Raw genomic sequence first — 11,542 nt, 5'->3', positions numbered from 1 at the left:
TCACCCATTAGCAGGAGGTGATAAAAACTACTGAGTGGCTCCTTGATTCGCTCCCAGGAACCAGAGACGGCTTGGTCGAGAAGGTTTGTCCCAACTTAAGTTGGCAGTCTTATGATGGGTTTATGGCGCGTCAAGACATCGACTTGCGTCGAGTTGGGAAGTGGGATTTTTGCTTTTTATGATTCGTGGCAGCAGTTTTGGTTATTCTTGTCAGGCGTGACCTATGACAGTAGCAAGAGCAAATCTGCTCTTGAGGTGCGATCGCATCCACAGCTAAACCGATGAAGGTAATTCAGCAAACTTTTACATTACTCACCCTGCGAGAACGCCCAGTTGGCATTTGGATACTGAGTAGTTTTACCGCTGTTTTAGGGCTTCTCGTTTTTATCTCTTCCAATTGGCCGATTGATTTTTTTGGATTGTTCTGCATTTTTTGCGCTAACTTGATGATGTTTGGAAGTCCGGTGAAGACTTGCCGGTTTGATAAACATCTCAATCGAGTAATTCTCAAACAAAAAGGTTGGCTGGGAACTCAAGTAACGGGTTATTCAATTGACAAGATTACGGACGTTCAAGTAGAAGAATCTAACTTAGGAGGAATTCGCTTTTACCGGCTTACTCTGATGCTTTTATCAGGACAGCGATTTTATTTAACTCCGATTCCTAGCACTGACTGGCAATTACAACAAAGTTTGGCTAGCTACATCCAGCAATTTCTCAGCCATTAAAGTGGCGGCAAAAACGCTATGAGCGACTCTTTTGGGTAGACGCGATCGCGTGTCTTCAAAGCGAGGCGTTCGCCTACCCCTGAAAAGTCTGTGCTATTTACCAATCCACCTCATTCACATCAATCCGTTGGAGCTGGGAATGATGAGGAAAGTCATACCAGCCATCATCCGTTGTGTAGCCTATGCGATCGCCCGCCTCGTATTTCACCACGACTCCTTCCGTACAAAAGTCCAAGCGCCTGACTCGACACCCAACCGGAAACTGCTCAACCAGTTTGGGTGAGATGCAGGGTTTGAGAGCGACCGCGCTAGTGTTCACCATTTTCAGACCTCGGCGCGAAGAGTGCTGCCACGAGCAATGCTAGTTTGAGTGTAGCCCCTTCACTCCACTACTGCTAGTGTTGCTAATTCTAGTAAAGTGTGTTTAACCCTACCAGTGGGGCTGGGATCAACTAAAGGAAAGGTAGAGGATCGTTGCGGGACGCTGATTTCACAAGTTTTTCCAGTGAAAAACGGTATCAAATTAAACAATCTTCACGGTAGGTAATTGGCGATCGCAGCATTGCTATGTAGTTGTCACCCTGATGTCACATTTGCATGAGTAAACTTTATGTAGGCATAGGGTAATTGCTTCTGACATATCCATCAGTTAAAGAACGATGTCCTCTCAGCAGAAGGAATGAGAGGGCATTTTTTTATGGATAGCGATCGCGACTGGGATTGGCAACGATACCCGGGTTGGGAAAGCTAGTCCTCGGCTACCAAACAAGCAAAGCGCTAGACCAGTTGCTCTTTGGCATTCCTGCCCAGTCTCGACTAATTTGATCGAAGAGTATCATCTGCACCTCTGATAATGGAGGAACTGGTAGTCATAGCCCGAACCGCAAGGAGAGCTAAACATCCAGGCTTCGCTGGTCAAGAAGTGCTGCATTCTGGCAACAAAAACAGGTTGGGACTGGTGTGTATGTTTTACAAAATTCTCGTGGCAATGGATAGCTCTGAAATCGGCAAGCAAGTCTTTGATGAAGCCGTATCCTTAGCGAAAGCGTTCCATGCCAGTCTGATGCTATTGCACGTCCTATCTGCGAATGAAGAGGGCAGTCCGGGGATTCCTGGGATGCCGGGTCTGGATTACTATCCTTGGCGACGCGATGATGTCCCAAGCGACTATCGACAGCAGTGGGATGCATTTGAAAGTCAATACTTGGCGCTACTGCGATCGCGTGCAGATGAAGCAACGAAGGCAGGAATTAGTACCGAATTCACCCAAAGCCTTGGCAGTCGGGGTGAAAACATCTGTGACTTAGCCCAAACTTGGGGTGCCGATCTCATCGTAATGGGGCGTCGGGGTCGTTCTGCAATTGGTGAGTTAGTTCTCGGTAGCGTCAGCAATTACGTCCTCCATCATGCCCCCTGCTCGGTTCTGGTTGTCCATCGTTGAGTTTGTAAATAGCACGGTTTGGTTGTTTTAGAGGAACGAGGGCAAGACGAGCAACAGCGATCGCAGCATTGCTATTTACTTGTCATACCCCTGTCACATTGCCGACTTATGCTTGTTTTTAAGAAGCATGGTGAAAACCCTTCTCACACCCATCAGTTAGACGATGCCCTTTCAGCGGAAGAGATGAGAGGGCATTTTTTTTACTAAGCGATCGCGCAAGTGAATGTCACTCATTTGAGCTACCTCAAATAAGGTTCGCTCAAAAAAGCGACTGGAAACCCACCTTGAACAATCGCTATACATAAATCTATCTACCACTCAAGAACTGCTTACTCATCAGTGAGATTCTGCCTTCTTTATAGAAGGCTTTTTTGTGAAATTGCGATTCATCCCAATGAGCGTAGGGACACGGCATTGCCATTGGGACATGGCAATGCATCTGGATTCATCTTGGCATCTCGTAGCGGCGAGGCATTGGGTAATAATTCCTCCCCGACTAAAAAATTGGCTGAGTTTGTCAGTTCATCTGAAAATGCCCCGGAAACAGCTCAATTTGTAAAGCATAGTGGTAAGAAATCACTGAAATACTTATCTTTTTCGCACAATGATGAGTAAGACACACTGCCGTAGGAATCGGTAAAACCAGAAGCCGGGAAGCGATCGCTGTAAAACCATGCCAAATCAAGGAGGCGGACATGGCATCCCGTTATGGATTGGTTGATAGGAGTCAATTAAACTGGCTCATTCTTTATCGTCTAGGGATGATTGCCTGTGCGCCACTCGCTGCCGAGTTGATTGGCAGTGCATTTAATATCTGGTACAACCTGACCCAGATTCAATCGCTGCTGACTCCCGCGCAGAATAGAGTCTTTGTCAATACTCTGTTGGTTTACAACGTTGTCGTCTACCCAGTCGCTCTGTCCCTCTGGGTGCAGCTCGTGCTGTCGCTACAGCGACCTTTACAGCAGATCCTGCACCAGCAAACCTTAAGAGCCGAGCATCTGATTAAAGCCAGACAACTCGCGATTAATCTGCCGTGGTGGGGAATGCTTCTGGCGGGAATCGGTTGGCTGTTGTGCATTCCCGTATTTCTACTCGCCCTGCATTATGCTCCGGGAACGCTCGACCGGCGCGTATTCTTGCACCTGTCGATTTCGGTGATCGTTGCAGCGCTGATTGCCATCCCTCAAGGTTTTTTTATCGTTGAGCTGTTTACCCAGCGACTGTTGTACCCGTTGCTGTTTCAAGAAGCTCACCCGGCGGAAACACCGGGGGCTTTCCCCCTCTCGCTGCGGCAACGAGGACTCGTGTGGGCAATATCGGCTGGGGTATGCCCGATCGCTTCGCTATTACTTTTAAGCTTGACTTATCGTTCATCCGCAACGCCCGACCCCTGGTTTACCATATCCGTCGGGGTGTTGGGTATGGTCTTCGGGTTTAGCAGTGCTTGGATGGTCGGTCAATTAGTCGTTGAACCCGTAGAAATGCTACAGCAAGCGGCTCGCGCTGTGGCAGCCGGGAACCTTAACATTCACATCAAATTGCTGCGAGCTGACGAATTTGGCCCTTTAATTGATGATTTTAACGACATGATTGAGGAGTTGCGAGACAAACAACGCTTGCAAGAAACCTTTGGTCGTCATGTCGGTCAAACAGCCGCTCAACAGATTCTCCAGCGCGATCCCAGCTTAGGCGGGGTCGAGCAGGAATTAACAATTGTGTTTGCTGACATCCGCAACTTTACAGCCCGGAGTGCAGTTTCCTCTCCCCAGCAGGTCGTGGCGATGCTGAACTTGTTCCTGACTGAAATGGTAAAAATTGTTGAGCAGGAACATGGGGGGATGGTAAACAAATTCTTAGGGGATGGATTTATGGCGCTGTTTGGCGTCGGAGATGACCCACACAATCATGCTGCCAAGGCTGTTGCAGCGGCTCAAAAAATGCTCCTCAGCCTGCAATTTATTAATAGCGACTTAGCAAAACAGGGACAAGCTCCTTTAGCAATGGGAATTGGCATTCATACGGGATCTGTGGTGTTAGGCAGTATCGGCTCACCCCAGCGATTGGAGTACACTGCGATCGGAGATCCGGTGAACGTCGCCTCGCGGATCGAATCTTTGACCAAAGAACTTGGAACACCGTTGCTGCTGAGTGCGGCGACTCATCAGCAATTACCCTCGACGATTTCGACTCAAGAATTGCCTCCCCAGCAGGTAAAGGGGCAACCCCACCCGATTATTGTGTATTGCCTAAAGGAATAGTCGGTATTCATGGCGGCAATTCTCATTTGGGTGCAGTACGGTTGAACCCCACCCCTGCCCCTCCCCGTAAACGAGGAGGGGTTGAATATTCTCCCCTCTCCGTGGAGGTCGAGGGGTTGGGGTGAGGTTCCAAAATTTATTGCGCTGGTGCGCTCTGTTGGGTAACGGCACCGGAAAAAACTACGATTTTACAAGGGTTTCAGGAGTTGGGTCTGTGAATTAGACATCCACGCTTTAGCTGTTTAATCGGCTGGTTCGTGGTACGGTTTTAGATCCGTTGATGTCTCAAGAGTTTTATACTCCTCCAAATGCATCCACCCAGCCTAAACCCCAAACACTTTCAGGAATTAGCCTTAGACAGCGGTATTGACCGCGATCTGGCTTTGCTCAACTTCATCTCATTGGAAGGAGACGCCTTTTATGAGTATTTGTTGATCTCCAATCGCATTCCCCGGACGAATACTGGGATGGTGAGCAGTTGGTGGCTGCATCGCTATGCTCATGGGGCGAAAGGAGGCTGGTGGTGTTCGGGACTCGATCCCCTTAACGATTGGCGGTTGATGGAGTGGGGGTGTTATAAGCCGAACCATCCCAGACCAGATAAAAAGGGTAAACTCATCAAGTACGAGCATCCGCCCTGCACGCCGACACGGATTTTTTGTCTGAGAGTGCCGCTTCATATCTGGCAGCAGACGGCATCCCGCTACGGTGTCCCCATGCCAGAGAAGATTGCGATCGCTCAAAACGGAGAAGCGCTGGGATTTTGGCAGTGGGTGCTAGAGATGAAAATCCCGACGATCCTTTGCGAGGGAGCCAAAAAAGCAGCGGCTTTGTTAACCCAAGGATATGCTGCGATCGCTTTACCGGGCATTACTAGCGGCTACCGCGTCACCAAAGATTTTCAAGGCAATGTTCTTAGCCGACAATTAATTCCAGACCTTCTAGCGTTCACCCGGCTCAAGCGCCCCTTTTTCATTTGCTTTGACTACGAAACTCAACCCAAGACCATCAAAGCAGTCAATCAAGCGCAAACTCAACTGGGCGAACTGTTAGAGGAACAAAAGTGCCCGGTCAAAATTATCCGGCTTCCCGGATTACAAAAAGGCGTTGATGATTTTATAGTCGCCCAAGGCGCTGCCGCTTTCCAGGCCGTCTATGAAGCCAGCCTCAACTTAGAAACTGACCTGGCTAAAAGCAAACCCCACACCGAGTTAACCTACTCCCCAGCACTCACCCTCAACCAGCGCTACCTGGAAAAATTGCCTTTTCCTACCTCTGGATTAGTCGGAATCAAGTCTGCGAAAGGAACCGGGAAAACCACTGCGCTGGTATCGCTGATCCAACAAGCGAAAAATAGAGGCGATCGCGTTCTGCTACTCACCCATAGAATCCAACTAGGGCAGTTCTTATGCGAAAAAATCGGAGTGAATTGGATTAATCACCGCACACTCGAAAAGCGGGAAAAAAACTCGCATAACTTATTGCCCATTGCCCCATCTTTAGGACTCTGTATTGATTCCATTTGGAAGCTGAACCCAGAACATTGGCAAGGCGCGATCGTGATTCTGGATGAAGTTGAGCAATCCTTATGGCATCTCCTCAACAGCGACACTTGTAAAGACAAGCGAATCAAGATATTAAGAGTCTTCCAGCAGCTAATCTCCACCGTGCTGAAAACTGGCGGTTTGGTTATCGCCCAAGATGCTGACTTATCAGACCTTTCCCTAGACTACCTGAAGGGACTCGCAGGAATTAAAATTGAGCCGTGGGTTGTATTAAATGAGTGGAAGCCTGATGGCTGGGATGTCACCTTTCACAACACCCCAAACCCAACCCTGCTAATACAACAGTTGGAACTCGATCTGATAGCCGGACGAAAGTGTTATGTCACAACCGATAGTCGTTCCGGTCGTTACAGTTCAGAAACCATCGATCGCTACATCAAACAACGTCTAGAACAGTTCCTTCGACAATACCCCAAGACCTTAGTAGTTAGTTCCCAAACAACCAGCACTCCCGGTCATGAGGCGGTCAATTTTGTTGAAGCTATCAATCAAAAAGCCTTAGACTATGACGCGGTTTTTGTGACTCCTAGCCTAGGTACGGGAGTCAGCATTGACGTGGAACATTTCGACCGGGTTTATGGAATTTTTCAAGGCGTAATCCCAGACTCGGAAGCACGACAAGCATTAGCCAGAGTTCGTCAGAGCGTGCCGCGAATTGTTTGGTGTGCCAAACGAGGCATTGGCATGATTGGCAGTGGTAGTAAGAATTATCGGGTACTGTCTCACTGGTACCAAGAAAATCAGAAAGAAAACCTAGCTTTGATGAGTCCGCTTCATCCAGTTGATGTTGATTTGCCTTTAGTTTATGACTTAATTCACCTCAGAAGTTGGGCAAAATTTGCAGCCAGAGTAAATGCTTCGATTACTCTGTACCGTCAATCGATGTTAGAAGGATTAATCGCTGAAGGACATCAGGTAAATGTCATGAGCGATGCTCCCCCTCACGAGCGTCTCAGAGAGCTACGGATGGCGCTTTTAGCAGCAGCTCCTCGCGATTGGGAAACTTCTAAGAAGCTGGTTCGAGAAATTGTTAAAATTCAACAAGAATTTGAAGTGCGCCGCAAAAAGACTAAATCTATCAAGCATCAAATTGTCAAAATTCGGAATCAAATTGAATTACAAGCAGCGAGTGCAGTTGCGAATTCTCCAGACATTGAACCCAGAGAATATGAGCGTCTGTTAACCAAGCGTTCTTTGACAGATGAGGAGCGAAATCAAGTGCAGAAATACATCTTGAAACAGCGCTATGGGGTAGAAGTGACTCCTCAATTAAAGTTACGGGACGATCGGGGATATTATTCACAGTTGTTGGTTCACTACTATTTGACTCACGAAAGCGAGTATTTTCAACTACAAGATCAACAAGAATGGCATCAGCAGTTGGAAAGAGGCGAGGGTAAAGTTTTCCTGCCAGATTTGAATACTTACACTTTGAAAATAGAGGCACTTAGAGCATTAGGAGTGCTGCAATTTATCCATCCGGAGCGTGAATTTAAAGAAACTGATTTAGACTTAGTTGAACTCAAAGCGACTGCACTCCGGTGTAGCAAACACATTAAACGTGCTATCGGAATCAGCATTCCGATGGAAACCGAAAAAGAGCGCCTAAGTTGCATAAAAGTGCTTAGCAAGGTTTTGAATTTACTCGGATTAAAGCTAAGGTCATTTAAAAGAAAAGAAAATGGATATAAAAATCAAATAAAAGTTTATAGAATTGACTCAAAAACTCTTGATGATGGCAGGAACGAAATCTTTGAAGCGTGGCGTTACAGGGAAGGCTTGATAGAGGAGAGTGTTTCCAACCAGAGAGTTTTCACCCTGAAATCTGAAAGATGTACTACCCCATACAAACCAGCGCTATTTCATTCCCAGCGATAAACGGATGAACGGGGAGCAACACCGATGCAACAACCAGCAATTTTAAGAGTTTTTGTATTTAAAGTTACAAATTTAGTTCATACAGAATTCAGCCTTAAGTGCAAGTAAGACATTCTATAGGGATGAAGCTGTAAGTTAAAGGCTGCCCTTAAATGTAAAACAGGGAACAAACGACAGGGAATATTACCTGTAGGGAATTCCAACCACTAGACACAGCGATCGCAATCGGGTCAATAGCCAAACCCGGCTTTAGCTGAGCAAGCTCCCTAAGCAGTCTTTCTTTACGCTGCTAGGTGCTTAGGCTTACTTAGGCTAAGGCAGGGATGAGTGCGATTGTTTCACAAAGCCGTTTGCGCGATCGCATTTACATACATCTAACCAGAATTTAGAAATAGGCACGTATGACAATAAGCATAATTGTTCATGGTGGAGCAAAAACCATTACAGAGGGCAAGGTTGAAGCCAATCATGCAGGCTGCTTGGCAGCAGTAGAAGCAGGTTGGACAGTGCTTCGCAGTGGAGGCAGTGCTGGAGAAGCCGTTGAGGCAGCCATCCGTGTTCTCGAAACTGACCAGACGTTTAACGCCGGATTTGGTGCAACTCTCAACAGTGAAGGAGAGGTAGAGCTAGACGCGGCGATGATGGAGGGCGATCGATTGGGTTGGGGAGCGGTAGCAGCAGTTCAAGGAGTGCGTCATCCAATCTCGGTGGCACACAAGATTATGGATGAAAAAGCCCGGTTCCTAGTAGCGCGGAGCGGCGAACGCTTCGCTGCTGAACACGAGATGGAGATGTGTGCAAAAGAAGACCTGATCAGTGAGGAGCAGCGACAGGAGTGGGAAGAGGAGCAAGAAGTTATCGATCGCCCCAACACCGTCGGTTGTGTGGCTCTAGATGCTAACGGCACCATAGTTGCCGGAACCTCCACTGGGGGCACTACAGGTCAACCACAAGGTCGCGTTGGCGACACAGCCCTGGTTGGTTGCGGCTTATACGCTGATAACCACTTGGGCGGTTGCTCAACGACGGGTGATGGCGAGTCAATTATCCCAGTGGTTCTTGCCAAGACAGCGATTGATTTTTTGGCTGGAGACACCCATCCAGAGGAAGCAGCACAGAAGGCGATTGACACTCTTGTCTCTAAGGTTGAAGGAGAGGCTGGCTGCATCCTGATAGACCGTCAGGGACGTATTGGGTGGTCGTACAACTCGTCTGACATGGCGGTAGCTTATATGACCGCAGAAATGGACAAACCAGTGGCGTTTATCAAGAAAGAAGAAGAAAACAACTCAAAAGTAGCATCCTTTGAGCCACATACAGAACAGATGCAGACGACTCACTCACCAGCCGCATAATCGAGTTGGCTACCCATTTAAGACGGGATGGAACCCCACCCCAACCTTTGTGAGATGCTAGCAGTTCAGATACCCGACTTCTTGGAGAAGTCGGGTATCTCGTATTCAGTTCAGCTCAGATTGAGGCGGTGATGCAAGTAGCTAGAAAAGCTCAAATTGCTGAATGATAACAATTCATTCATTCTCTAAGCAAAAGTTGTGTGGGCATTTTATCAGCTTTGCTTATCTTCCCATTTCTCCTGAAGTGAATACTCCCTAGGAAGATGATAGAAAAATTGGTTTATTGAGACAATACTGATTGTTTGCTGTGCAGCCTGCTTTTGCTTCATAGGGGTAATTTTTTATGAACTCAACATACGACTTTCAATACTTTCAGGGGAATTCTCTTTCCGATCTGTTTGCTCAAGACATCACAGATGGGCGGTATGCATTTATCCTAAATTACCCGGCGACTGCGACTTGGGCTGCTTACCCTAACAATAAAAAATACTATATTCAAGACGGTAGTAGTGAAGCCACCAAAACTTCCTTCGATAAAATTTGCCAGAAGGAACCTTGGAAAAATCTAGCGGTGTTAGGCGAGCTCCTTCCAGGAGTTATCATCAGTTCGCCAGAAGACGCGCTGATTAACTATTGGCGGGAACATTTTGGTTTCAGCTACAAAAACATACAGAGGATAGACTGCTCAACTTATCTGGATGAACTCAGCCAGATAGATACTCCGGAAGAATCTCAAAGCGATCGCTTTGACAAACTCATCACTCTATTTCCCTTCGATCATCTCAAACCAGAAAAACACGCTGTTCATCCGGATACTCACTACCGCTTGCTTAGCAAAGTAGCGCTAGCCGATCTGGGGATACAATGTCCAAAATATAAAACCTACAATCTGCACCAAATTAGCCTGGAAGACATTCAGCTACCACAATTCCCATACTTGATCAAAACCTCCCACGGACTCTCAGGCGAAGGTACTTATATTATCAAAAGCGCCAGCGAGTTAAACTACTGCTTGCATGAATTAAGGAAATACCTAGAGATTAAGTTCGTGGATACGATTATTGTTTCGGAATTTGTCAAGAATGAAGTGCAGAACTACTGCGTGCAGTTCTATGTCAGCAAGACAGGAGAGATTACGCTGATTGGCACTACAACCCAACTTGTCACTCCAGAAGGCAATTATTTAGGAGGACTCATTCACTACCGAGAAACCGACATGAGCAAGTTCTTTGAGATGATTGCTGCGGTTGGTAAGTATGCTCATCAACAAGGGTATTTCGGCGTGATTGGCTTTGATGTATTGGAAGATAAAGACGGACAACTCTATGCAATCGATGCCAATTTTCGAGTGAATGGCTCGACTCCACTCTGCTTACAGCGTCATACTTTGCTGGGACTGGGAAAAGAAGTCGCTAAGTATTCTAGCGATTATCGGATGGATGGGACATTAGAGTCCATTCTTGCCACGTTGAAACCAGAATTGGAGCGTAAAGATTTTACGATATTGTCAGCTTTGGAGAAGGTTAAATACGGGAAAATCTACACCGAAATTTACGGAATTGTTGCTGGAGAAACGACCGAAGAAATGCAACAGATCGAGCAGAGTTTACAACATAAAGGATTACACATACTCAGTTAGAGGTTACTGGAGAGCTGATTTAAATACCGGGTATTAACTGTTGAATCTTTGTCAATAGTTATACTCTATGTATTCAGAACCCCGACTTCTTAGAGAAGTCGGGGTTCTGACGTTCACGAATCAGTAGGACTGCTTCATATATAAGGGCTGCCTAGTAGCAATAATGACTGTTCTCAATACTGACTCGCTCAAACTTCTACGTTTCAGCTTCATTTTTATTCGATTTTGCTGATTGCAATACTATCCAACCAGCACTAGCGATTAAGGCACTAATCACTAAAAAGCCAATATCATAAGCTAACGTATGCGAACCCGGTCTGACATGATGAATGCCTAAAATCTGATGATCGATAACTCCTTCAATAAGATTGAACGCTCCAAATCCTAGTAATAGTGAACCAATAAAGGTTGGTGCTGACAAAGAATGACTTTGTTTTGCGGCTCGCCAAAACAGAAAAAGCCCAATTAATGTTAATAGCCAATCAAACAGATGAAACAACCCATCGCCAAGAGTATTTAGTTCCAAACCGGCAACGGTAGCATCAGTTTTAACACTGGAAAACATATGATGCCATTGTAATAATTGATGAATGACAATCCCATCAAAAAATCCAGCCTGACTCATTCCTAACACAATACCAGCCACAATCAGAGGGCGGCGATCGCGCTGATGGA

General features: G+C 46.6%; 10 protein-coding genes. 7 read left to right on the top strand and 3 right to left on the bottom strand.

The genetic code is table 11. The features are described from left to right. Positions 1–111 precede the first annotated feature (111 nt). Together H6F50_RS20605 and H6F50_RS20600 are read left to right on the top strand one after the other, a co-directional pair. A complete protein-coding gene (locus H6F50_RS20605) occupies positions 112–285 on the top strand; it encodes a hypothetical protein (protein ID WP_190414547.1) in 174 nt (57 codons plus the stop codon). Further along, positions 282–728 (top strand): hypothetical protein, encoded by a 447-nt coding sequence (locus H6F50_RS20600; RefSeq protein ID WP_190430148.1) that lies wholly within the window; start codon positions 282–284, stop codon positions 726–728. The genes H6F50_RS20605 and H6F50_RS20600 overlap by 4 nt, the downstream gene beginning before the upstream one ends. 97 nt (positions 729–825) lie before the next feature. On the opposite strand, the gene H6F50_RS20595 is transcribed toward H6F50_RS20600, so the two are convergent. After that, the gene (locus H6F50_RS20595; protein WP_190430147.1) at positions 826–1,050 is read right to left on the bottom strand and encodes a hypothetical protein; all 225 of its coding nucleotides are present in this window, start codon (positions 1,048–1,050) and stop codon (positions 826–828) included. A gap of 531 nt (positions 1,051–1,581) precedes the next feature. Here H6F50_RS20595 and H6F50_RS20590 point away from each other — a divergent pair. Then, complete coding sequence (locus H6F50_RS20590; RefSeq protein ID WP_242029136.1) at positions 1,582–2,169, top strand: universal stress protein; 588 nt, start codon at positions 1,582–1,584, stop codon at positions 2,167–2,169. A gap of 517 nt (positions 2,170–2,686) precedes the next feature. Here the strand turns inward: H6F50_RS20590 and H6F50_RS20585 are convergent. After that, a complete protein-coding gene (locus tag H6F50_RS20585) occupies positions 2,687–2,866 on the bottom strand; it encodes a hypothetical protein (protein ID WP_190414544.1) in 180 nt (59 codons plus the stop codon). On the opposite strand from H6F50_RS20585, the gene H6F50_RS20580 reads away from it, so the two are divergent. From H6F50_RS20580 to H6F50_RS20565, 4 genes are all read left to right on the top strand, one after another. After that, positions 2,865–4,430, top strand: a complete 1,566-nt coding sequence (locus H6F50_RS20580; RefSeq protein WP_242029135.1) for an adenylate/guanylate cyclase domain-containing protein — start codon at positions 2,865–2,867, stop codon at positions 4,428–4,430. The two genes, H6F50_RS20585 and H6F50_RS20580, sit on opposite strands and share 2 nt — an antisense overlap. Positions 4,431–4,738: 308 nt before the next feature. Continuing rightward, positions 4,739–7,873, top strand: coding sequence for a plasmid replication protein, CyRepA1 family (locus tag H6F50_RS20575; RefSeq protein WP_190430146.1), 3,135 nt, complete (start codon positions 4,739–4,741; stop codon positions 7,871–7,873). 401 nt (positions 7,874–8,274) lie between these two features. Next, entirely contained in the window at positions 8,275–9,228 is a 954-nt protein-coding gene (locus tag H6F50_RS20570; protein ID WP_190414542.1) for an isoaspartyl peptidase/L-asparaginase family protein, read from the top strand. Between the two features lie 343 nt (positions 9,229–9,571). Then, the gene (locus tag H6F50_RS20565) at positions 9,572–10,867 is read left to right on the top strand and encodes an ATP-grasp domain-containing protein (protein WP_190430145.1); all 1,296 of its coding nucleotides are present in this window, start codon (positions 9,572–9,574) and stop codon (positions 10,865–10,867) included. Between the two features lie 196 nt (positions 10,868–11,063). Here the strand turns inward: H6F50_RS20565 and H6F50_RS20560 are convergent. Further along, positions 11,064–11,542: DUF2243 domain-containing protein (locus H6F50_RS20560; protein ID WP_190430144.1), on the bottom strand; the 479-nt coding region annotated here is incomplete at its 5' end.

The organism is Coleofasciculus sp. FACHB-712 (assembly GCF_014695635.1).
GTDB lineage: Bacteria > Cyanobacteriota > Cyanobacteriia > Cyanobacteriales > FACHB-T130 > FACHB-T130.
The sequence above is the reverse complement of the archived record's forward strand: the minus strand, read 5'-3'. Positions and strand labels throughout refer to the sequence as shown.

Excerpts from the sequence above, each read along its gene's own strand:
- H6F50_RS20575 (WP_190430146.1), top strand. The coding sequence starts at position 4,739 with ATGCATCCACCCAGCCTAAACCCCAAACACTTTCAGGAATTAGCCTTA.
- H6F50_RS20565 (WP_190430145.1), top strand. The coding sequence starts at position 9,572 with ATGAACTCAACATACGACTTTCAATACTTTCAGGGGAATTCTCTTTCC.
- H6F50_RS20595 (WP_190430147.1), bottom strand. The coding sequence starts at position 1,050 with ATGGTGAACACTAGCGCGGTCGCTCTCAAACCCTGCATCTCACCCAAA.
- H6F50_RS20590 (WP_242029136.1), top strand. The coding sequence starts at position 1,582 with ATGGAGGAACTGGTAGTCATAGCCCGAACCGCAAGGAGAGCTAAACAT.
- H6F50_RS20605 (WP_190414547.1), top strand. The coding sequence starts at position 112 with ATGATGGGTTTATGGCGCGTCAAGACATCGACTTGCGTCGAGTTGGGA.
- H6F50_RS20580 (WP_242029135.1), top strand. The coding sequence starts at position 2,865 with ATGGCATCCCGTTATGGATTGGTTGATAGGAGTCAATTAAACTGGCTC.
- H6F50_RS20600 (WP_190430148.1), top strand. The coding sequence starts at position 282 with ATGAAGGTAATTCAGCAAACTTTTACATTACTCACCCTGCGAGAACGC.
- H6F50_RS20570 (WP_190414542.1), top strand. The coding sequence starts at position 8,275 with ATGACAATAAGCATAATTGTTCATGGTGGAGCAAAAACCATTACAGAG.
- H6F50_RS20585 (WP_190414544.1), bottom strand. The coding sequence starts at position 2,866 with ATGTCCGCCTCCTTGATTTGGCATGGTTTTACAGCGATCGCTTCCCGG.